This window comes from Bacillus sp. FSL K6-2431 (assembly GCF_038005165.1).
Classification (GTDB): Bacteria; Bacillota; Bacilli; order Bacillales; family Bacillaceae; genus Bacillus; species Bacillus pumilus.
The window spans coordinates 830,415-852,959 of the sequence record NZ_JBBOSQ010000001.1; the positions used below are offsets into that span (position 1 = coordinate 830,415).

The following is a 22,545-nucleotide window of genomic DNA, read 5'->3' on the forward strand; positions in this document are numbered from 1 at the left end:
ATCTCACTTCCCTTTTTGTAGTAAACAGTTCACATTTTTTGAAAGCTCACTCCAGCGGGTAATAAACTCTGTGAGCGCTTGTTCTCCAGCTTGTGTGAGCGTATAGTATTTCCTTTTCGGCCCGCTTGCTGATGCTTTTGTGACAGTGGTCACAAGCTGTTCCTTTTGCATACGCAGCAGAATCGGGTAGATACTGCCTTCACTAATTTGATCAAATCCATAATGAGCGAGCTTCTTCGTCATTTCATATCCATAAATCTCACCCTCTGAAATAATCGACAGCAGGCAGCCTTCTAAAATTCCTTTTAGCATTTGTGTGGATGTTGTCATCTTTGTTCCTCCGATTCCAGTACCTTGCATCACAAGATAGCATCATCTTACCACACACTATCTTGCCATGCAAGATACCGTTCTAGAAAAAAATCACCGCTTAAAGGGTGATTTTTACGCCCATGGTTTATCTGTCCCAAGTGCGTCAGCCAGTGCCTTGCTATGCTTTCGGCGGCTTTTTCTTTCTTCAGCCCGCTGTTTTGCGGTTTGATGCAGCATGATTTCTTCCTCTGTTTCCGGCATGACTTGTGGGACTTTCTTTGGCTTCCCATTGTCATCTAACGACACAAAGGTAAGAAATGAAGTCGCTGCGAGTCTGCGCTCTCCAGACATCAAGTTTTCTTTGATGACCTTAACAAACACTTCCATAGAAGACGTACCCACCCATGTGACATAGGACTCTAAACATACCGACTCCTTTTGTCCAATCGGCTCTAAAAAATCAACTGAATCCATTGATGCCGTGACCGTTTCACATCGGCTGTGCCTTGCTGCCGAGATGGAGGCAATGTCATCTATATAACTCATTAATTTTCCACCAAATAAGGTTTGGTGATTATTCGTATCGAGAGGGAATACCCTGCTGGTTTTGACAACTTTTGATTCCTTGCAGTATTTAAAATTTTCTTCACTCATCATCATAGCTCCTTCTTGCTGTTTTCGTGAATGCGGAACGACTTTTATTAAACACTATTCTTTTAGGTTTGTCTAAACATTTTGCTTTAGTCTCCTGTGAGAGATTTTCTTTCGGAAATGTTTCAACTATGACTAGAACGAGGAATAATAGAACTATGAACAAACAAGGAGGCCATTTGATGGATTCTATGAGAGCAGAACAAATACACAAAATGCCGCAATGCATGAGTGAATATGACGATTTACAAGAAGTCCTTTTATGCAGTCCCATCTATATGGAAATCAAACAGATCATCAACGAAACCCAAAAACATTTTGCAAGAGAAAATATTTCTCAAATGAAAGCCATTACTCAGCATAAGCAATTGATCCAAACCCTAAAAGACCATCAAGTACGCCCCATTATGCTTCCTGCAAATGACCGCTTTCCTGAACAAGTGTTTACCCGGGATATTGGGTTTACGATTGGACATACACTCTTTGTTTCAAGCATGGCCGCTCCAGTTAGGCAAGGAGAAGAACAATTGTTAAAAGAGTGGGCACAGGGAAATGGGTTGAAGACTGTTACCCTGACAAATGGAACGATTGAAGGCGGCGATGTGCTTGTGGATCAAAGACGCGTATTTGTCGGAACGAGCAAAAGAACAAATCCAGCCGCTATTCATGAGCTTAAAAAAGAACTGCCGGATCATGACATCATTCCCATTCATCTTCCTGCTCACATTTTGCATCTCGATTGTGTGATGAATATTCTCTCTCATGATGAGATATTGATTTATCCAGAAGCGTTCAAAAAAGAGGATCTTCACCTGCTCAACATGCATTATCATCTAATTGAAATAAGCGAACAAGAGCAATTCACACTCGGCCCAAACGTTTTATCCATTGGACAGAAAAAAGTGATCAGTTTGCCCATCAATCAAGAAACAAATGCTGCATTAACCGCTCACGGCTACACTGTCATTGAAGTGGATTTTTCAGAAATCATTAAATCTGGCGGCTCTTTTAGATGCTGCACATTGCCGATTAGGCGTTCGTTCACTAAAAAAGCCAGCGTGTAGAACAGTTTGTCTACTTGCTGGCTTTTTTTCTGCCTATTTTTATGTCCGATCGTATAAATGACAGGCGACATCATGCCCTTCTTCTACTGCTTGTAATGTTGGCTTTTTTTCAGCACACACATCCATCGCTGCAGGACACCTTGTTCGAAATACACAGCCGCTTGGCGGGTTCACTGGACTTGGAATTTCTCCCTTTAAAATGAACCTTTTGCGCTTGTCCTCCACGTCAGGATCTGGTATGGGGATCGCTGACAGCAATGCTTGTGTATAGGGGTGCAGCGGTGTTTGATATAACGTATCACTGCTAGTCAATTCGACGAGATGACCTAAATACATGACACCGATTCGGTCGCTAATATATTTGACCATCGACAAGTCATGCGCAATAAAGAGAAATGTCAGCCCTTCCTCCTTTTGCAGTTTCTTCAGCAAATTCACGACCTGCGCTTGAACGGAGACATCTAGTGCAGAAATTGGTTCATCTGCCACAATAAATTTCGGCGCTAAGGCGAGTGCTCTTGCAATACCGATTCTCTGCCTCTGCCCTCCGCTGAATTCATGAGGATAGCGCGTGGCAAAGTCATAGCTAAGTCCAACAGCTTCCAGTAGTTCTTTCACCCGGGCAACCCTTTTCTTTTGACTCCCATAAAGGTTATGAATCTCCATTGGCTCCAGCATAATATCTTTTACAGATAGCCGCGGATTTAAGGAGGAATACGGATCTTGAAACACCATTTGAATTTGCCGATTAAAATCAAAGGATTCTTTTTGTGAAAGGTGATGAAGGCTTTTCCCTTCATACAAGGCTTCTCCGTCTGTCGGTTCATAAAGGCGCATAAGCACTTTTCCAAGTGTGGATTTCCCGCAGCCGGACTCGCCAACAAGGCCAAATGTTTCGCCTTGTTTCAGCTGAAAGGAGACACCGTCTAGCGCTTTTAGCGTTCTTCCTTTCGATAGATGAAAATGTTTTTTGAGATTGTTTACTTGTAAAAGTGGTTCAACTGCCATGACCTTTGCTCCTCTCGCTTGGCAAATACCGTCTTGCACCTGCCCATTCTTTTTCATATGAAGTGCCAGCAAGGGAAAGAAGTTCAATTTCTCTGCCGGTTTTAGGTGAATGAAGCATCATACCGTCACCTGCGTAGATCCCCACATGGCGGACTGCTCCCTTTCCGTTGTCATTGGCGAAAAACAATAAGTCGCCTTGTTCTAAATGGCTTGATGCGACCGGTGTTCCTTGCACTGCTTGGTCACTTGCATCCCTCGGCAAAAGATATCCGCACGCTTTATACATGCTGTAAGCAAAGCCCGAACAGTCATAGCCAAAGCTGCTCATGCCGCCCCATAAATACGAAAGACCAATAAATTGTTTTCCCTTGTCTACAACATCTTTGCCGGCCATAGAAAAAATGGATGAAACTGGCTGCACATCTGCTTTATTGATTTCTCTCGTCCCTGCTGGTGTGACAACACGAAAGCGATCACTCGTTTCTTCTACAGCTGCGAGCTCTGTTAAAAAACTAATTTCCATGTCCGCTTGCCCGTTTCGATAGAGCATGGCTTTTTTCTGACAAACGATATGAGATATAGTTGGTGCACTTCCTTCTGTCACTTGCTTTAGTTGGTTTGCAGGTATATAGCCAGGATAGCCTTGTGGGTGTTTCCGGCTGGCCTGCTGCGGAATAACGACTTTCATCCAGCCGTCTGTTTCTTCTAAGCCAATGACTCGTTCACCGAGCAGTACTTGCGACTGGATCAGATTTTCTTCACATAAAGCCAGTTTTTCTTCATATGTTTGCTTGTCAATCCACTCTTTGAATTTGAAGGAGCTCTGAAGTACCTTTTGATCGATTTCTCTCGGTGACTGCGGCGCTGTCCATACGTTCGCAACTGCAACCTTTGATTCAAATATCATCATGAGACTCCTTTCACTCCTTGAATGCCTAACCCATGATGCGGCGGGAAAAAGATATCTTTTCCTTTGTACACGATTCCTCCGTCCACCATGTCCTCTTTTAGCATGAGCGGGGCATCAAAATCATAGCGGGTGATATTTGGCTGGCTGGCGGCGAGATGAGCGGCTGCTGTAATGCCAAGTTTTGACTCAATCATACTGCCAATCATGCACTTTACGCCGTATGCTTCTGCCAGTGCATTGATTTTTAGGGCTTCTTTTATGCCGCCTGATTTCATTAATTTTAAATTGATTAAATCACAGCTTCTCGTTTCAAGCACCTTGATCGCATCATGAAAACTAAAAATACTTTCGTCTGCCATTATCAGTGTATCTGTTGCCTCCGTCACACGGCGTAGGCCTTCGATATCTTCTTTTGGCACTGGTTGCTCGACTAGCTCGATATTCATTGGCTCCATTTTCCGAATGGCTACGACCGCTTCCTTCCACGTCCAGCCCTGGTTCGCATCGAGTCTAATCTGAATATCCGGCCCGATCTTTTCTCGAATTCGCTTGATACGCTGAATATCCGTATCTATATCATCTTTTCCTACCTTGATCTTTAATGTCTGAAAGCCTTCAGCTGCGTATTGCTTCGCATCTTCCGCCATCTCAAGCGGACGGTTTACACTGACCGTATAATCGGTTTCAAGCTGACTGCGATATCCGCCAAGGTATTGATAAAGTGGAAGTCCTGCCTGCTTCGCTAAGCCATCATAAATGGCCATGTCAACCGCTGCCTTTGCGCTTGTGTTGCAAGCGAGCACCCGGTTCATATGAGAAAAAATTTGTTCATATTCTGACAAGGAAGCTCCAAGCAAACTCGGTCTGATCACTTCGCAGATGGCATAGTCGATGCTTTCCAGCGTTTCACCTGTAATCACTGTTGTCGGGACTGCCTCTCCGTAGCTGACGTCACCTTGATCATATGTGATGATAACGATCAGAGATGCTGCGTCATACACCGTTCGTAAAGCGGTTTTGAAAGGCTTTTTTAGCGGTACACTCATTCTACATGTACGAACATCGACGATTTTCATTTGATCACCTCTTTCGCTGCAACGCCTGGAGAAATGTGCAGTTTTTTTCCTGTCGCATCTAATGTAGCCTGCGTGCCCATTGGTATGGCAAAGTTCGGCGAAGAATGACCGATCCGGAAGCCCCCAAGTGCAGGTTTCTTTTGCGGGACAATATAGGTGTCCCATACTTGATTCAATGTGAGGGACTGATTTTTCTTTTTTGGCTCACATTGATGAAAATCTCCAATGATGAATCCAGTCGCATCATCCAATTTTCCAGCAGATGTGAGGTGCTGCATCATTCGATCGATTTTATAGGGTTCTTCGTCAATATCTTCAATGAACAAAAGCTTTCCCTTCGTATCGATTTCAAAAGGCGTACCAAGTGTTGTCACGATGAGGGCAAGATTTCCTCCTGCAATCTCACCTGAAGCGGTGCCCGGATAGAAAGTATGAAGGGGTGACAAGTGGTGCGCATACGTAAAAGCTTTCGGTGCGAACAGCTGTAAAAAGGTATCTTTCGTATAAGGATGGACCTCCTCAAGTCCCACATCAGAGGAAAGCATTGGCCCATGAAACGTCACAAGACCCGTCTGCTGCTGGATGGCCGTATGTAAAAACGTAATATCACTATAGCCCCAAAAGATTTTTGGATTCCGGCGAATCAGGTCATAGTCAATGGCTTCCGCAAGTCTGCCAGTCCCGTATCCTCCGCAAGCACAAATAATCGCCTTCACTTCTGGATCTTGAAACATACGATGAAGATCCTCCACTCTTTCATGATCATGACCTGCTAAATATCCATACCGGCGGCCCAAATACTTCCCTTTTTTCACCTTTAGCCCGAGGCTTTCTAAAAAGGCAATCCCTTTTGCTAATTTCAGCTCATCAGGCGGACTTGCTGGTGCAATAATCCCCACCGTATCCCCTGTTTGAAGTGCCACTGGCAGCTGGCTCATGCCATATCCCCTCTTTCTCTTTGTTTCTTTCAATCTATGGGTTTCTGCTTCATAACATGAACGAATATAAAGGAACAGACGCTTTTATCTAAAAGCGTCTTAGATTGTTGACAAAGGGCTAAAATGATGTTTATTTTAGCCCTTTGTCTTCTTTTCAGCGTGATAGAAAACCTTTGCAGTCTAGGAAGGACGAGCACTGGCGCGGAGCGAATTTGTCATTCGTGAGCACCAGCGCGCAGGACTGACAACGAATGCGAGGGTTTGTCTACACGCTGAGACGCTTTTATCTAAAAGCGTCTTTTGATCCTAATATTACTCTCCATCTACTTGTGCCCATTTCAAATCGATATACCCAACAGGGTGACGGACAATCCCCTTCACGCCTTCTTTTTGTAAATGAACTTGGTTATAAAAATGAATCGGAATGATCGGTGCTTCTTCAATGAGAAGTGCCTCTGCATCATGAAGGATGTTGTTTCTCTTTTGCTCGTCTGCTTCCTGGCTCGCCTTTTTGATCAGCTGATCATAGGTATCGTTTGACCATCCTGTCCGGTTCATGGCATTCCCTGTTTGAAAGCTCTCTAGGAAATTGATTGGATCTGCATAGTCTGCTAAAAATGAACTTTGTGAGAATTGGAATTTGAGCGCCTTTTGATCTTCTGCAAACACATTGGCTTCCATGTTTGCAAGCTTCACATCTACACCTAGCGCTTCTTTCAGCTGCTGCTGGATGGCTTCAGCTTTTTTCTTGTTCTCAGGCTTTGTACTGTATGTCAATGTGACGGCTGGCAGTTTTGAATAGTTCTCTTCTTTCAGCCCTTTTTCTAATAACTTCGCAGCTTCACTCTTATCATTCTTCACAAGATCACCGCCAGCTTTTCTGAAATCCTCACCCTTTGAATCAAGAATGCCTGGCGAGACGAAGGCACGTGCTGGCTTCTCTTCATTTTTCGTTACATAATCCACGATATCTTGCGGGTTGATCGCCATTTGAAAAGCTTTGCGGATGTTCTTATTTTGAAAAGGCTCCATGTTCACATTCAGACGATAAAAGAACAATCCAGCCTGGTCTTCAATTTGTACATCTTTATTTTTCAGCAGATTTTCACTTTGCTCTGCTGGGACAAAGGCAGTATCTAAATCTCCTGATTGATACATTTGATAGTCTGTGTTTCGATCACTGATCATCAGCCACTTCACTTGATCCAACTTGACTGTTTTTTTGTCCCAATACGTCTCACTTTTTTCCATTGTGAAGCTCTCATCATGCTTCCACTCTGTCAGCTTGAACGGTCCATTTCCGACAAAGGTTTTGGCGTCTTTTGCCCAGTTTGGGTCCTTCTTAGCTACCTGTTCATTGACAGGAAAAAAAGCAGGGTTTGCGGTCATATTTAAGAACGATTTCTGCGGATATGCCAGTGTGACCTTAAGCGTTTTGTCATTTACAGCGCTGACTTTCACGTCTTCTTTGTTTCCTTTTCCGCTGTTAAATGCCTCTCCGCCTTCAATCATGTAGGCTAGGAACGATGCAGATGAGCCTGTTTTCGGATCCAGCAGCCGCTTCCACGCATATTCAAAGTCACTCGCTTTCACTGGATCACCATTTGACCACTTGATGCCATCTCTTAAATGGAACGTGTACGTTTTTCCATCCTCTGATATCTCCCATTTTTCCGCCATTGCAGGAGATGGTTCGTGCTTTTCATTCAGTCTCGTTAATCCCTCCATTAAGTTATTGAGCCCTTGCCACGATACATTATTAAAACCAATCGGCGGATCAAACGACGTCGGTTCATTTTCGTTATTTAAGGTTAATATTTTCTTTTCACCCTGATTGCTTGATGATCCTTTCCCTGCTTGCTCATTGGCTGTACATCCTGCGAGCAGCATGATCGTGAACAAACATATACTGATGATCCATCCCTTTTTTCTCATCAAAAACTCCCCCTTTGTGTTGATGATAAAACGGTTTGATTCGCTCGCTCATCTTGGAGCCAGCAATGCACTGTGTGGGTAGGTGACCGCTGCGTTTCGTGCGGCATGATATGATCACACACCTTCATGGCGGACGGGCAGCGATCTGTATACGGACAGCCCTTTGGCGGAGCAAATAAATCAGGCGGGCTTCCTTCAATTGGAATGAGTTCATCTTTCATATCAAGTCTTGGAACGGATTGCAGAAGTCCTTTTGTATAGGGATGCTGCGGACTGTAAAAAATATCTCGCCTCGTTCCGACCTCCACCATTTTCCCTCCGTACATGACGGCTACCCGGTCTGCGACTTGGGCGACGACCCCTAAATCATGTGTGATTAAAATAATGGTGACCCCTGTTTTTCTCTGAATCTCTTTAAACAGCTCTAATATTTGTGCCTGTATGGTCACATCCAGTGCGGTCGTCGGTTCATCAGCAATCAGCACTTTGGGCTCGCAAATTAGTGCCATGGCAATCATGAGCCGCTGCCTCATTCCCCCGCTGAACTGGTGAGGGTATTGCTTTAACCTTTCCTTCGGCTGCGGAATGCCGACCAAATCAAGCATCCGAATGGCGGCTTCTGTCACTTCTTTTTTCGTCAGCTTTTGATGCTCCTTTGCCGCCTCCATGAGCTGATCGCCGATTGTCAAGGTTGGGTTCAGTGCGGTCATTGGATCTTGGAAGATCATCGAAATATCGACACCTCGTATGGCGCGCATTTCTTTTTCAGATAATGACAGCAAATTTCGGTCTTCAAACCAGATTTCTCCTCGATCAACATGAGCGCTGTAAGCTGGCAGCAGCCTCATAATGCTTTGTGAAGTCACACTTTTCCCGCAGCCTGACTCTCCTACAATGGCAAGGGTTTCTTTTTCATATACATCCACATTCACCCCGCGTACCGCTCGAACTGAGCCGCCATATGTCCGAAAGCTGACGTGCAGATCGATGATTTGTAGAACTTTTTTCAAAGCGCCATCACCTCTTCATCTTCGGATCAAGCGCATCTTGCAAGCCATCACCTAAATTGTTAAAGCAAAACATCGTGAGCGAAATAAAAAACGCAGGGAAAAATAAACGCCACCAATGCCCGTTATCTGACAGCACTGTCGGCAGCGCATCATTTGCCATCACGCCCCAGCTTGCAAACGGTGCTTGAATGCCTAAACCAAGAAAGCTTAGGAACGCTTCTGCAAATATCGCGGTTGGTACAGTTAAGGTCATCTGAACGATAATCGGCCCCATCGTATTCGGCAGCAGGTTGCGGCGAATGATACGAAGGCTCTTTGCACCAAAGGTTTTTGAGGCAAGGACATATTCCTGGCTTTTCAGCTGAAGAACTTGACCTCTCACGATTCTTGCCATTCCAATCCATCCGGTGACAGTGAGCGCTACAATAATGGTGACGAGCCCTGGCCCCATCAGAACCATCAATAAAATGACAACAAGTAAATAAGGAAGACCGTAGAGCACCTCGACGATTCGCATCATGACATGGTCATATCTCCCGCCCTTATAACCGGCAATGCCTCCATAGATCACGCCGATGGCAAAATCAATCAGGGCTGCCATGACGCCTACAAATAAAGAAATACGCGCCCCGTACCATGTACGCGTGAACACATCTCGTCCAAGCTCATCCGTTCCGAACCAGTGAGCAGCGGATGGCGGCAGATTTTGCATCGAAAGACGCTGCTCTGTCACGCTATTAGGTGCAAGCAATGGGCCTAATAGTGCCATGATAAAAAGAAAAATCAATACCGATAGACTAAACATCGCAAGCTTATTTTGCTTCAGTCGCCTCCATGTGTCTGCCCAATACGAAAGAGAGGGTCTTTTAATGGCATGGGCCTCCGTTTTCTTTTGCTCTCTCGGAGAAAACCATTCGTCCGGCACTTCATGATGCGGATTCGGTTGATCCTGCTGCAAATGTATACTCATGCCTTTCCTCCTTTCTGATGCAGCTGAATCCTTGGATCAAGCAGGCGATACGCCACATCGACAATGAAAAGAAGTGTGATTAAAATGATGCTGTAAAAAACAGTGGTTCCCATGATGACAGGATAATCACGGTTGTTAATACTCTCGACAAAGTATTTTCCCATGCCAGGAATCGCAAATATTTTTTCAATGACAAAACTTCCTGTTAAAATGCTTGCGACAAGTGTGCCAAGAATGGTCACAACAGGCAAAAGCGCATTTCGAAGTGCATGTTTAAACACAATTTTAAAGGGAGAAAGTCCTTTTGCTTTAGCAGTGCGAATATAGTCCTGAGACAGCACTTCAATCATGCTCGATCTTGTTAACCGGGCAATAATGGCCATCGGACTAACGGCAAGAGCAATGGTTGGCAGCACCATATGCATCGGACTTGTCCACATCGCTGTAGGAAAGAGGTTCAAATTCACAGCAAGCTGCTGAATTAATAAGGTAGCAAAGATAAAGTTTGGAATGGATATACCGAAAACAGCAATGGTCATGGCGATATAATCAATCAATCCATTGTGCCGGAGGGCAGCCATGACCCCTAGCAGGATGCCGGAGATGACAGCAATCAATATAGAGATAAGACCAAGTTCTAATGAGACTGGGAAGCCTCTCGCCAATAGATCATTGACACTTTCAGAAGGCTTTTTAATGGAAGGACCAAAATCAAAGGTAACGATGGATTTTAAATAGATGACATATTGAACATACAGTGGTTCGTCTAAGTGATAGTAGCTTTCGAGGTTTCGCTGGACGGTTTCGTTTGTATTTCGTTCTTCATTGAAGGGCGATCCTGGGATGACCTTCATTAAAATAAACGTTAACGTCGTAATCGTTAAAATCGTGGCAATCATCGCAATAAAACGCTTGAGCAAAAAGCTGGTCATCTGCCGTCTCCCCCTCGCTTAACAAAATGTTGTACGTGCGGCAAGCTCTGTCATGACAAGCATCGCTTGGTAGGCTTCTAATATATTCTCTGCTTGATACGTCACCGTTGTTGTCCCTTCAATAATGGCAGTACCAGGCATTAAATTCGCCCATTCAGCTTGTCCATAATTGGCAAACTCAATCTTCAGCAGCGGCTGATCAGGAGGCGTCAGCGGCTTGATGTGATGAATCTGTTTCATTGCGGCTTCCACTTGCTGTGAGATTTGTTGGTTGACTTTGGCAGGAGTGAGACATTTCACAGCAGATCTTGATATGGTCTCTTTCACTGCCACTGTTTTCACACCAGGCATCAGCTTCTCTGCTTCAAGAGCTGCTTGATCGTCTCCGCAAACAAGAATCACCGGCACACCATAGTAGCCTGCAACATACGCATTAAAGCCCATTTCACCAATTGGATGATCATTTATGTAAAAATGTCTAACACCAAAAATCATACTGTGGGACATCACACCTTTCATAGACGCCCTCGCATGATAGCCTAAAAAAACAGCAGCATCATAGGTTTGATCTAACCCTTGAACCATTGAATAAGGCTTGACGTCACCAGATATAAGAGATGCTTCTTCATGCAATTCTTCAATCAACAAATTATTCATTTTAGAATGACTGTCATTGACCAAAATATTGGTTGCGCCATGCTGAAGAAGTGCCTCCACACAGGCATTCACTTCACCCGTCATGATCTTTCTGCCCCGTTCATAATTGTGCTGACGGGCATCGACAAATGTATGATCAGCTAGACCAGTAATCCCCTCCATATCGACAGATACATAGAGCTTCATTCCCATCCCCCTTAAATTAAACTTAAAATTTGTGTATATTTTTCTAAATTTTCTAAAAAATTATATGATTACTTGATCGATTTTTCAATACAATGTCTGAAAATAAGGAAATTAGACTCAGATATTATAGATCAAAAGACTGTACGACAAAGGATTTTTTTAACAAATAAAACACCACTAACTATGTCTTTAGTGGTGTTTGTCTGCTTCGTTAATCTGTGATTTCAGCTGTTCATATTTCTTCATCGTTTGTGTAAATAGATCATCAAACATCTGAGGTGCCTGCTTTTGAATAACCTCGGCGCCTTCTCCTGTAATGCCCCCTTTTGTCGCCACTCTATCGACGGTTTCAGCAAAGGTGAGGCCCCGTTCTACAAGGACTTGACCTGTGCCTAAAAGGGCATACGTTAAAAATTCATACGCTTCCTCTAAGGAAAGCTCACTATTTCTCACAGCAGCTCTCGCCATTTCTTCAAAAAGAGCAGCGATAAAACCAGGAGATGAGCTCGTCAAGTTACTCGCCGCATCGAGCTTGTCTTCTTCAACTTCACGTACGATGCTAAAAGCTGAAAGCAGGCGGTGCAAACGCGCCTTTTCTTCCTCTCCAGTAGTTTCACCATGCGCAACAAGGGAAACGCCCGTTCCAACAGCTGACGTGAGCGTTGGGATGTATCTGGATATTGGTTGAGTCGTATGCTTTGATAACTTGTCTAACGTCACAGCCGCTGCTACTGACACAATATGCACCGATTTGGCTGCTGAAGACAGTTGATCGAGTACATCAAGTACAGCAAGCGGCGGCACGCAGATAAAAAGTACATCACATGACGCAGAAAGTTCCTCTAATGAGCAGATGTTTATTTCTTGATGCTTGTCTTTAAGTTGAAGCAGGCGGTCCGTTTCACTTCTTGTATGGATCATGATTTGATGGGCATAGAGCACTTCTTTTTCCAGCCATTTTTGCACCATCATATCAGCCATGCTTCCATATCCAATGATTCCAATTGTCTTCACAGTTTAATCTCCTCTATTTTGCTTAGATTCACTACTTATTTTAACAATTTCCCACAATGTTTTCATTTTTATCCCACACTTTTTTCTTACGATCAAGTCAGTATCCACAACAAAAGGTAAAACCCCTTAAACCCATACATGAAAAAATGATGAAAGAGAGTGATTTGAATGACACATCACAAAAATGAACAACAACCTTCTCAAGAACTTCAAACAACGGAGCAGCCACAAAAACGAAAGAAGAAGCCAAACGGCTGGTTTAAGCCATTTGTCAGCGGTGTTGTAGGCGGTACGCTGGCGTTAGGTGTGTACGTCCTTTCGCCATATGCCCAGCACGCATCAGACAACACAGCACATAATTCAGCAGTGGTATCGACAAATGATACAAGTGCCAATTCGTCAAAAACAACCGCCGTCCAAACATCACATTCATCGAGCAGCATCTCCAGCATGGTGGAAAATGTATCACCAGCCATTGTCGGCATTACAAACTACCAAGCGCAAAGTCAAACAGACACGAGCTTCGGCGATTTCAATACGCCTTTTGATGAATCACAGCAAAATAAAAGCAGTCAAGAGGAAAAAACAGGTACAGGCTCAGGAGTGATTTTCAAAAAATCCGGCAGTAAAGCCTATGTCTTAACAAATAACCACGTCATTGAAGGGGCAAATAAACTCACAGTATCCTTACACGATGGCAAAACCGCCAAAGGTAAACTGGTTGGAGCTGACCCGCTGACTGACCTAGCTGTTGTAGAAATTAGCAGCAGTCACGTAACGAAGGTTGCGGCATTAGGCGATTCCTCCTCGCTGCGTGCTGGGGAAACCGTCATCGCGATCGGAAACCCGCTTGGTGAAGATCTATCAAGAACCGTGACACAAGGAATTGTCAGCGGTGTCGACCGAACAGTCTCGATGAACACATCCTCAGGTGAAAGCAACATTAATGTCATTCAAACAGATGCAGCTATTAATCCAGGAAACAGCGGCGGCCCGCTTCTTACGACAGATGGAAAGGTTGTGGGGATCACGAGTATGAAAATTTCTGAAACAGGTGTTGAAGGCATTGGATTCGCGCTTCCAATCAATGATGTCAAACCAATCGCCGATCAGCTTCTCGCAAAAGGAAAGATTGAGCGTCCATATATCGGCATCAGCATGCTGGATCTCGAACAAGTCCCGGATGTGTATCAGAAAGAAACACTCGGTCTCAAAAATAGTCAGCTTGATCAAGGCGTATACGTCAAAGAAATCGCCGCAGGCTCACCTGCCGCCAAAGCCGGCTTAAAGTCTGAGGATGTCATTACCGCCATCAATGGGAAACAAATCAAAACCGGAAGTGAATTACGTCATGAACTATACACGAATACGAAAGTTGGAGACACCGTAAACATCACACTCATTCGAAACGGAAAAGAAGAAACGAAGAAGGTGACATTAACACAAACTGAATCTAAGCAGGTAAGTTCCTAATGCAAAAGAAAAAGGGCTAAAATCAAGATGATTTTAGCCCTTTTTTCTTTTCAGCGTGATAGAAAACCTTTGCAGATCTGACAAAGAATGCGGGGGGGTTGTCTATACGCTGAGCAGCTCATCATGAGCTGCTTTTTTATGATGACTGAATTGGCGTTAATCTTTGTTCTATTTCTGCTCGTTTGTGCTCTAGAAATGGCGGAAGGGCTAATTGATCGCCAAGCTCATCTACTCCTTCGTCGACTGTAAATCCAGGGCCGTCTGTTGAAATTTCAAATAAGATACCATTCGGTTCTCTAAAGTAAAGGGCTTTAAAGTAGAAACGTTCCACAACACCAGAGTTCGTGAAGCCTGCTTTTGATATTTTGTCATACCATTTTTCCAGTTCCTCTGCATCTTCCACGCGAAAGGCTACGTGATGCACACTTCCTCTGCCGGAACGCTCAGAAGGCCCTTCAGTTTTTTCGATCACATGAATTTCTGTTCCAGCACCGCCATTTCCTGACTCAAAAATGGTCACGATCTCACCATCATTTGATTGTTCACGCGCTCTTTCGGTGAAGCCAAGGATGTCTGTTAAAACACGGATCGTTTTGTCCGCTTCTGCAACAGTTAATTCCACTGGACCCAAACCTCTAATGGCAAACTCTGCCGGAATATCATCATGCACTGGCGGTGAGCCTGCTTCTTGTGCGTTCGGTTCTACTGTTAAAAATAGCTGCTGCCCTTCTGGGTCTTGAAAGCGCAAGGCAGGTCTGCCCCCTCTCAAGGAAGCCGTTTCTTGCTGTACGTCTGTCTCTTCAAAACGCTTTTCCCAAAATGAAAGTGCTTCTTCAGAAGAAACGAGAAGGCCTGTGCTTGTGATCGCGTTTGTTCCTTTCAAACGACGAGCGAGCATTGGAATTTCAAAGAATGTGAGCTCCGTTCCCGGTGAAGCGACCTCATCTCCATAAAATAAATGATACATAGATGGGTCATCCTGATTGACCGTTTTCTTTACAAGTTTTAAGCCAAGAATCTGGCGGTAGAAATCAACATTTTTTTGAGCATTGGCTGTTAATGCAGATACGTGGTGAATTCCATTGATTTTCATTACGTTCACTCCTCTTTCTAAATATCTCGAATTCAAGATAATATCCTTATGAATAAAATAGGTCATTTTTCAAGAAAAGTCAACCATTTGGCTAGATGTTCGGTTTCTAACGATAAAATTAACATTAAGTCAAAAATAATCTTTTATTGTTCGTTTTTAACGAAACATTCACCCTGATATCTCCAATAAACGAACACTTTTAAATACAAATACGAAAATCAGAAAATTTTTTTAATTCTTGTTTTCCTAAAATCGTATTACAATGAACGAAATACATGTCACAGTAACGTACGAAAGTGATGCAGGAGGTCGCGAGTAATGAACAAAGAACAACCAGCGTTAAAACAGGACATCGGCTTATTTTTCGCCCTATCTCTTGTCATCGGGACGATTATCGGGTCCGGCGTCTTTATGAAGCCAGGCAACGTCCTTTCCTATTCAGGAAGCTCAGATATCGCATTATTCGCTTGGCTGCTAGGCGGCATTTTAACCCTTGCAGGCGGACTCACTGTTGCTGAAATTGGTACACAAATCCCTCGGACTGGCGGATTGTATGCCTACCTTGAAGAAGTGTATGGTGAGTTTTGGGGCTATTTATGCGGCTGGGTGCAGATTATCATTTACGGACCTGCCATCATCGGTGCGCTCGGTCTTTATTTTGGTTCATTGTTAGCTAATTTATTTTCTCTTTCTTCTTTATGGTCGACAACAATCGGCATTATCACTGTTTTATTTTTATGTTTCATTAACATCATGGGAACAAAATACGGCGGCTTTGTTCAAGGGCTGACCACCATCGGAAAGCTTGTCCCGATTGCCGCTATTATTGTGTTTGGCTTATGGAAAGGAAACGAAAATATTTTTATGGCTGTCAACGATAGCATCGCTCAAATGAACTTCGGTGCAGCGATCTTGGCTACGTTGTTTGCCTATGACGGCTGGATATTGCTTGCAGCACTTGGCGGTGAGATGAAAAACCCAGAGAAGCTGCTTCCTCGTGCAATGGCAGGCGGGATTTTAATCGTCACGGCTTGCTATCTCTTTATTAATGTCGCTCTTTTGCACGTGTTACCAGCAGATCAAATCGTACAGCTTGGAGAAAATGCGACAAGTACTGCTGCGACAATGCTCTTTGGACCAATCGGCGGTAAGGTCATTAGTATCGGCATCATCATTAGTATCTTTGGCTGTTTGAACGGAAAAGTTCTTTCATTCCCACGTGTGATTTTCGCGATGGCAGAACGAAAGCAAATTCCTTTCGCAAACGCGATCTCACGTATTCACCCTACATTTAAAACACCGTGGATTGCTGTATTTGTACAAATTTTGATCGCCATTGTGTTTATGGTCGTCAGCAATCCAGAAAAGCTGTCAGAGGTTTCGATCTTCATGATCTACATCTTTTATGTCATGGCCTTTTTCGCAGTCTTTAAACTGAGAAAACAAAACAAAGGAATGGAGCGTGCTTATAGCGTACCACTTTATCCGCTCACACCAATCGTTGCGATTATCGGTTCTTTATTCGTCTTAATCAGCACCATGATCACAGACTGGAAAAGCTGTCTCATCTCTATGCTGATCGGGATTGCTGGACTGCCTATTTATTATTATATGAAAAAAACACACAAAAAAGCAGAGCGCTAATCAGCTCTGCTTTTTTTTATATTGCTTAATCACTTTGTATGATTCGTTTAAATATCTCATGAGCCGGTATGGCTTACTAAGCACGCGGATTGGGAGTCTTGAGATAAATCCATTCAAATTCGCCTTATATTCCTGCGTCATCCGCTTTGGCTTTGTCGCAATTTTTTCGTATACTTCTTTGTAAAATTCCTTCATGATGTCGACTTTCACACTGATCTTCTGATGACACTCTGTACACTCAACGCTTTTCATCTGATCATTCACATAAACGATGCTGTGGAGGGTCTCTTCTTGGCACCGAGTACAATGTAGGTTCGCTTCCATTTCGGTTTTCTTCAAGATACACAGCTCCTTTCTCGTTTGATGTTGCTCTTTTTATACAATTCGATGGCTACTCGCCGTTTATTGGACGGAAGCTTCCTTTAAAATGGCTGCGGCCGTTAGTTCGTCTGTCACCAGTACTTGAATAAAGCCGCCATTTAAAGCCCCTAAAATACTTTCAGCCTTATGGGTTCCTTCTACAACAGCGATGACCGTTTTGACACTCTTTAACTGCTCCAGTGATAAACCAATGACCTTTTGGTTCAGTTCATCTTGGACAGGTTTGCCTTGACCGTCAAAGAAACGAAAGCCAATATCACCAACAGCCCCTGATTGCCTTAAACCAGATAAATCTTCTTCTTTTAAGTAACCAACTGTTTTTAACGTTGAACCTTTATGCGGGTTGCCAATACCGATGAGGGCAATATCTACATTTTTACCTTCTTCAAGCACAGCTTCTATATCCTGCATTGCCATGAGCCGCTCTTTTAATTCTTCTGTTTCTAAAATCGCCGGGGCATATAAATAGGAACACGTGCCATTCATTTTCTTTGCCAGCTCATATGCCAGCTGATTGGCATGAATGTCGACTGCCTGCCTGCCCATTCCGCCCTCTAATGGAATGACCTTCACATCATTTCTTCGCTCGAACGGGTATTCCTTTACAAGCTCAGACAGTGTAGTTCCCCATGAAATGCCGATTTTCTCCGCGTCTTTCATGTTTTTAGATAAATAATAGGCGCCTGCTTGACCGACTGCCCGCTTCACCATCTCAGACATTGTCCCGACGCTTGGGACAACGACAGCATCTGTTAATTGAAAAGTTGTTTCTAGCTGTTTTTCCAGTTCCACCGTATGAATACTTTCGTCTTTAATGTACACCTCAACGATTCCCACATCTTTTGCTTTTTGTAAGAGCTTTGAAATGACTGGTCTTGAGACATTGAGCTTTTTTGCGATTTCCTGCTGCGTCCACCCGTCTGTATAATAAAGATGAGCAACTTTGACGAGCTGTCGTCTTTCTTCCCAATTCAGCATGTGACATCATCCTTTTAATATACTATGATTCCCAGTATACCAAACATTCGTTTCTAATTGGCACAATTGTTATGAAAATGACAAAAAGAGCGATTACCTCTCCGCTCTTTTTCCCTCCGTATATTTTGGCTGATACGTTCTCCCGCCGTCTAACAGGATAATTTGTCCGTGCAAGTAGCTTCCCTCTTCACTTGTAAGAAATAAAGTGAGTCCTGCGATATCCTCTGGTCTTCCTAATCTCCCGACAGGAATGAGCGATTGTAGCTGCCTTTTCTCCACCTCAGTAGGATAGAGCGTATCAAGCATTTGAGATTCAATCACGCGGGGTGCAATCACATTGATACGCACATGGTGTGCCCCTAATTCCTTTACAAGCGAACGCATCAGGCCAAAAGCACCTGCTTTTGAGGCGTAATACTGAATTCCACCGCCTGAGCCAGTGATAGCAGATCCTGATCCAATCACGACAATGCTTCCTTCTTGCCGCTCACATATATAAGGTGCTGACGCTTTGATGCAATAGTAAAGACCATACAAGTTCACAGCCAGTGTCTTTTTCCAAAGTGAAAAATCGACTTCTAAAAAAGGAAGTGATTTTGTCATCCCTGCTGAATACACAAGATGAGCAATGCCGCCTAGCTCCCTTTCAGCTGCTGAGATCATCTGCTGAACACTTTCCCACGATGAAACGTCAGCTTGAAATGTCAGCAGCTCAGAGTGCTGTTTTTTTAAAAGTGAAAGTCCTTGTTCATCTATATCAGACACAGCCACTCTGTGCCCTTCTTTTAAAAAACGCTCGGCAATTTCCTTTCCAATCCCTTGGGCACCACCAACGATGAGAACCGGTTTTTGATCATTAGCCAGCACTCTCACCCCCATCAAGCATAATCGCTGCACCATCAGTAAATGCGCCATATGATGTACTTAAAAAGACCGTCATATGGGCCACAGTCTCCTTGATTTGCTCTGCATTAGGAATCAAATGGAGAGGGGGCGGTAATAAGGCGAGCACCCGAATGCCTTTGTCTTTAAATTCTCGCGCCAGCCCTTTTGTCATGGCATTCAGCATGGAATTCGATGTCGCATGTGAAATCCCGCCATCACCTGTGATACTGCCTGATGACGATATATTAATAATGCAGCCTTTTTTCTGGTCAACCATGTGCCATACGGCAGCTTGACTGGAAAGAAAGACAGTATTCACAGCTGTTTCCACTTCGTCCATCCACTCATTAGGGTGAGCGGCATCAAGCTCCGCCTCAGCTCCTTGCGCTGCTTGATTGACCAAAATATCCAGTTTCCCGCATGTATCGATCACTTGCCTCAACATACGCGTGGCATCACGCGGCGTTTCTAGCGGGTTCATGATGATACTCGCCTGACCGCCCATTTTTTGAATGTCTTCACAAATGGTTCTAGCCTTTGATTCATCATGAAATGTGTGTAAAAAAACATGTGCACCTGCCTGGGCTAAAGCCAGGCAGATGGCTTCTCCAAATCCATCTGTGCTACCTGTCACAAGTGCCGCTTTCTGATGAAGCTGGACGTGCACATGCATCTCCTCCCTATCCCTTGTTTGGCATTTATTTTCTCAGCTTACTCACGATATCAAGAGCTGCTTCATAAAAACCTTCTGAGATGGTCGGATGCGGATGAATCATTTTCGCCATCTCTTCTGCTGTTCCTTCTAAATACATAAAGGAAGAAGCTTCTGAAATCATTTCTGTGACATGCGGACCAACCATCGTTGCACCGATCACTTCACCATATGCTGTATCGTACACCAATTTAATAAAGCCTGTTTGAACACCTGCCGCTAACGCTTTACCGCTTGCCGCTAAATCAAATCGTTCAGTTTGTACGCTGAGCCCTTTAGCTTTTGCCTCTTTCTCCGTAAGACCAACACTTGCCACCTCTGGTAATGTATAAATACATCTAGGCATAATATCAGCATTCATTTTTTCAGGCACGCCGCAAATATTGCTGACCGCAACAGCAGCCTCTGCCATCGCCGCATGAGCCAGCTGATAACCGCCGGCGACATCCCCAACTGCGTATACACCTTCAGCACTTGTCTGCATCCGATCATTCACCTTGATAAACGGACCATCATGCTGAAGATCAAGCTGGTTAACAGCTGATACATTCGGTCTTCTTCCAACGCAGACAAGCAGTCTTTCCGCTGTAAAGATGTGCGTCTCCCCTTTATCATCTGTTGCATGAACCGCTTTGACTCCTTCGCTTTCCGTCACCTCTGTCACAGTGGTTTTCTTCGCGATATGGATGCCCTTTTTCTTGAGTTCTCTTTCTAGCAGCTTAGATGCTTCTTCATCCTCTTGCGGGATAATGGACGGTGCCGCTTCAATAATGGTGACTTTTGATTGAAGACTTTGGAAGATACAAGCAAGCTCAAGACCAATGACGCCTCCGCCAATAATGACGACAGAAGCAGGAATATCTGGGATGTCAAAGATTGTATCACTTGTATCAAATGAAATATCTTTAAGCCCCGGTATTGGCGGAATAGCTGGTGTAGATCCAGTAGCAATGATTAACTCTTTCGTTTCAATCGATTCTGATCCATCTTGTTTTTCAATCTCAATCCGGTGCTTTGTCACCGCTGTGCCTCTGCCGTTATATACATCAATCTTTCCTTGCTTTAATAAAAAGGCGATTCCACCTCTGAGCTTTTCAATGACGTCATCTTTGCGCTTTCTCATTTTATCGAAGGAAAGAATCATGTCACCTGTTTCGATTCCCCAGCTTTTCGCCTTCTCGATTGATTCAATGACTTCTGCATGTTTCAGCAGGGTTTTTGAAGGGATACAGCCTCGATTTAAACAAGTACCGCCTAGAAAATCCTCCTCAATCAAAGCAACCTTCCGTCCGCGCTCAGCCGCTTGAAGGGCGGCAGTATACCCGCCTGGCCCTCCGCCAATGACTGTCAGATCATACGTTTTCGTCATCCGATTCATCTCCTACATTAGCAATTCAAATGGTTGTTCAAGCACTTTTTTAAGGTCTGTTAAAAAGGCAGCCGCTGGTGCGCCATCTACTACTCGGTGATCAAACGATAAACTGACACCCATCATTGGCCGCACCTGAATTTCTCCATCTACTGCAACAGGTTTATCTTGAATCCGTCCTACACCTAAAATCGCCACTTCTGGCTGATTAATGATCGGGGTAAAGGTATCAATGGCATACATGCCTAGGTTACTAATCGTAAAAGTGGATCCTTTCAGCTGGTCAGGAAGTAGTTTTTGATCACGTGCGTTTCGGCCAATTTCTTTCGCTTCTTTTGTCAGTTGTTTTAATCCTTTTTGATTCGCATGAGAAATGACTGGTACCATCAAGCCGTCTTTCACTGCAACAGCGAGACCAATGTGTACATCTTCATGGAAATGGAGCTCATTTTGTTCAAATGTCATATTGATTTGCGGGTGGCGCGTGAGTACATGGCTGACCGCATGAATGATGATTTCTGTGAACGACAACCTGTAACCTGTCTCTTTTTCAATCGCCGGAAGTAACTGCTGACGCACTTCTTTCGCTTTCGTCATATCAATTTCACTTGTTAATGTGACGTGCGGTGCTGTAAAGGCACTTTGTGACATGCGATCAGCAATCACTTTTCTCATGCCAGCTAATTTTTGTGTTTTCACAGGCGAAGCCTCTTTTGTTTGCGTTGCTGCTTGTACGTCACTCTTCATGATCTTACCGTGAGCGCCAGATCCAGAAACTGCTGCTAAATCAATTCCTTCACGAGCAGCGACTTTTTCTGCAAGTGGTGAGACGCGCTGGTCTTTCTCGCTAGAATGAACGACTGCCTCGACGTCCCGCTTTTGGACTCTGCCTTTTGGCCCTGTGCCAGATACCTCTTGAATCGCCACATGATGATCCTTTGCCGTTTTTCTCGCTGCGGGCGTGGCACGTACTTTTTCATCAGATGTTTTTGGGGCTTCAGTAGAACTGGATGATGCCGTGTCTGGTGAAGACGATTCGCTGCTTTCTGAGGAATCTTCATCAGCCTGTGCTGGCGGCTCGCTTGGCACCTGTTCATTTGCCTCTCCGATATATCCAATAACAGCATTGACTGGAATTTGATCATCAGCTTCGTAGTATTTCTTTAGAAAAATGCCATCATCATAGGCTTCCACCTCGATGTTGATTTTGTCTGTCATAATTTCAAAAAGAGGCTCACCGATTTCAACCGAATCTCCTTCTTCTTTCAACCATTGAAGCAAGGTTCCGATCTCCATCGTACTGCTTAGCTTCGGCATAAATATCTCTTTTGGCATGATCTTCTCCCC

At 44.1% G+C, this 22,545-nt stretch carries 22 protein-coding genes; 3 read left to right on the plus strand and 19 right to left on the minus strand.

Going from position 1 to position 22,545, the window contains the following annotated elements; genetic code table 11:
- Nucleotides 1-3 precede the first annotated feature (3 nt).
- Together MHH40_RS04230 and MHH40_RS04235 are read right to left on the minus strand one after the other, a co-directional pair.
- Complete coding sequence (locus MHH40_RS04230; RefSeq protein ID WP_012009682.1) at nt 4-330, minus strand: PadR family transcriptional regulator; 327 nt, start codon at nt 328-330, stop codon at nt 4-6.
- A gap of 114 nt (nt 331-444) precedes the next feature.
- Nucleotides 445-966, minus strand: coding sequence for an acyl-CoA thioesterase (locus MHH40_RS04235; protein ID WP_034619972.1), 522 nt, complete (start codon nt 964-966; stop codon nt 445-447).
- Between the two features lie 179 nt (nt 967-1,145).
- On the opposite strand from MHH40_RS04235, the gene MHH40_RS04240 reads away from it, so the two are divergent.
- The gene (locus tag MHH40_RS04240; RefSeq protein ID WP_003210878.1) at nt 1,146-2,027 is read left to right on the plus strand and encodes a dimethylarginine dimethylaminohydrolase family protein; all 882 of its coding nucleotides are present in this window, start codon (nt 1,146-1,148) and stop codon (nt 2,025-2,027) included.
- A 39-nt stretch (nt 2,028-2,066) separates the two neighbouring features.
- On the opposite strand, the gene MHH40_RS04245 is transcribed toward MHH40_RS04240, so the two are convergent.
- From MHH40_RS04245 to proG, 10 genes are all read right to left on the minus strand, one after another.
- The gene (locus MHH40_RS04245) at nt 2,067-3,035 is read right to left on the minus strand and encodes an ABC transporter ATP-binding protein (RefSeq protein ID WP_003211497.1); all 969 of its coding nucleotides are present in this window, start codon (nt 3,033-3,035) and stop codon (nt 2,067-2,069) included.
- The gene (locus tag MHH40_RS04250; RefSeq protein WP_137054733.1) at nt 3,025-3,942 is read right to left on the minus strand and encodes a C40 family peptidase; all 918 of its coding nucleotides are present in this window, start codon (nt 3,940-3,942) and stop codon (nt 3,025-3,027) included. Before MHH40_RS04250 ends, MHH40_RS04245 begins: the two co-directional genes overlap by 11 nt.
- Nucleotides 3,942-5,021, minus strand: coding sequence for a dipeptide epimerase (locus tag MHH40_RS04255; protein ID WP_106029836.1), 1,080 nt, complete (start codon nt 5,019-5,021; stop codon nt 3,942-3,944). The genes MHH40_RS04250 and MHH40_RS04255 overlap by 1 nt, the downstream gene beginning before the upstream one ends.
- Nucleotides 5,018-5,959 carry a S66 peptidase family protein gene (locus MHH40_RS04260; RefSeq protein ID WP_340900664.1) on the minus strand — a complete coding sequence of 314 codons (942 nt, stop codon included), beginning with the start codon at nt 5,957-5,959 and terminating at the stop codon, nt 5,018-5,020. The genes MHH40_RS04255 and MHH40_RS04260 overlap by 4 nt, the downstream gene beginning before the upstream one ends.
- A gap of 312 nt (nt 5,960-6,271) precedes the next feature.
- The gene (locus tag MHH40_RS04265; RefSeq protein WP_050945202.1) at nt 6,272-7,894 is read right to left on the minus strand and encodes a peptide ABC transporter substrate-binding protein; all 1,623 of its coding nucleotides are present in this window, start codon (nt 7,892-7,894) and stop codon (nt 6,272-6,274) included.
- Nucleotides 7,894-8,904: an ABC transporter ATP-binding protein gene (locus MHH40_RS04270; RefSeq protein WP_106032385.1), complete on the minus strand. Its 1,011-nt coding sequence runs from the start codon at nt 8,902-8,904 to the stop codon at nt 7,894-7,896. Before MHH40_RS04270 ends, MHH40_RS04265 begins: the two co-directional genes overlap by 1 nt.
- Nucleotides 8,905-8,911: 7 nt before the next feature.
- Entirely contained in the window at nt 8,912-9,874 is a 963-nt protein-coding gene (locus tag MHH40_RS04275; protein WP_044138912.1) for an ABC transporter permease, read from the minus strand.
- Nucleotides 9,871-10,806 carry an ABC transporter permease gene (locus MHH40_RS04280; RefSeq protein WP_050945204.1) on the minus strand — a complete coding sequence of 312 codons (936 nt, stop codon included), beginning with the start codon at nt 10,804-10,806 and terminating at the stop codon, nt 9,871-9,873. The genes MHH40_RS04275 and MHH40_RS04280 overlap by 4 nt, the downstream gene beginning before the upstream one ends.
- Nucleotides 10,807-10,824: 18 nt before the next feature.
- Nucleotides 10,825-11,649: a M55 family metallopeptidase gene (locus MHH40_RS04285; RefSeq protein WP_003211925.1), complete on the minus strand. Its 825-nt coding sequence runs from the start codon at nt 11,647-11,649 to the stop codon at nt 10,825-10,827.
- A gap of 189 nt (nt 11,650-11,838) precedes the next feature.
- A complete protein-coding gene (proG, locus tag MHH40_RS04290) occupies nt 11,839-12,663 on the minus strand; it encodes a pyrroline-5-carboxylate reductase ProG (RefSeq protein WP_340900665.1) in 825 nt (274 codons plus the stop codon).
- A gap of 168 nt (nt 12,664-12,831) precedes the next feature.
- Here proG and MHH40_RS04295 point away from each other — a divergent pair, with 168 nt between their 5' ends.
- Nucleotides 12,832-14,136 (plus strand): trypsin-like peptidase domain-containing protein, encoded by a 1,305-nt coding sequence (locus tag MHH40_RS04295; RefSeq protein WP_137054739.1) that lies wholly within the window; start codon nt 12,832-12,834, stop codon nt 14,134-14,136.
- A gap of 136 nt (nt 14,137-14,272) precedes the next feature.
- Here MHH40_RS04295 and MHH40_RS04300 read toward each other — a convergent pair whose 3' ends face one another.
- The gene (locus tag MHH40_RS04300; RefSeq protein ID WP_003212217.1) at nt 14,273-15,229 is read right to left on the minus strand and encodes a ring-cleaving dioxygenase; all 957 of its coding nucleotides are present in this window, start codon (nt 15,227-15,229) and stop codon (nt 14,273-14,275) included.
- A gap of 318 nt (nt 15,230-15,547) precedes the next feature.
- Here MHH40_RS04300 and MHH40_RS04305 point away from each other — a divergent pair, with 318 nt between their 5' ends.
- The gene (locus tag MHH40_RS04305; RefSeq protein ID WP_106029841.1) at nt 15,548-16,873 is read left to right on the plus strand and encodes an APC family permease; all 1,326 of its coding nucleotides are present in this window, start codon (nt 15,548-15,550) and stop codon (nt 16,871-16,873) included.
- On the opposite strand, the gene MHH40_RS04310 is transcribed toward MHH40_RS04305, so the two are convergent.
- The 6 genes from MHH40_RS04310 to MHH40_RS04335 all read right to left on the minus strand — a co-directional run bounded on the left by MHH40_RS04310 (nt 16,874) and on the right by MHH40_RS04335 (nt 22,533).
- Nucleotides 16,874-17,212 (minus strand): bh protein, encoded by a 339-nt coding sequence (locus tag MHH40_RS04310; protein WP_034619978.1) that lies wholly within the window; start codon nt 17,210-17,212, stop codon nt 16,874-16,876. It abuts the gene before it with no gap.
- 63 nt (nt 17,213-17,275) lie between these two features.
- On the minus strand, nt 17,276-18,232 hold the full coding sequence (locus MHH40_RS04315) for a sugar-binding transcriptional regulator (protein ID WP_050945210.1): 957 nt from the start codon (nt 18,230-18,232) through the stop codon (nt 17,276-17,278).
- Between the two features lie 93 nt (nt 18,233-18,325).
- Nucleotides 18,326-19,111, minus strand: a complete 786-nt coding sequence (locus MHH40_RS04320; protein ID WP_050945211.1) for an SDR family NAD(P)-dependent oxidoreductase — start codon at nt 19,109-19,111, stop codon at nt 18,326-18,328.
- A complete protein-coding gene (locus tag MHH40_RS04325) occupies nt 19,089-19,790 on the minus strand; it encodes an SDR family NAD(P)-dependent oxidoreductase (RefSeq protein ID WP_233421732.1) in 702 nt (233 codons plus the stop codon). Before MHH40_RS04325 ends, MHH40_RS04320 begins: the two co-directional genes overlap by 23 nt.
- Nucleotides 19,791-19,815: 25 nt before the next feature.
- Nucleotides 19,816-21,198 (minus strand): dihydrolipoyl dehydrogenase, encoded by a 1,383-nt coding sequence (gene lpdA / locus MHH40_RS04330; protein ID WP_003211944.1) that lies wholly within the window; start codon nt 21,196-21,198, stop codon nt 19,816-19,818.
- A 12-nt stretch (nt 21,199-21,210) separates the two neighbouring features.
- Nucleotides 21,211-22,533, minus strand: a complete 1,323-nt coding sequence (locus MHH40_RS04335) for a dihydrolipoamide acetyltransferase family protein (RefSeq protein ID WP_340900667.1) — start codon at nt 22,531-22,533, stop codon at nt 21,211-21,213.
- Nucleotides 22,534-22,545: the final 12 nt, after the last annotated feature.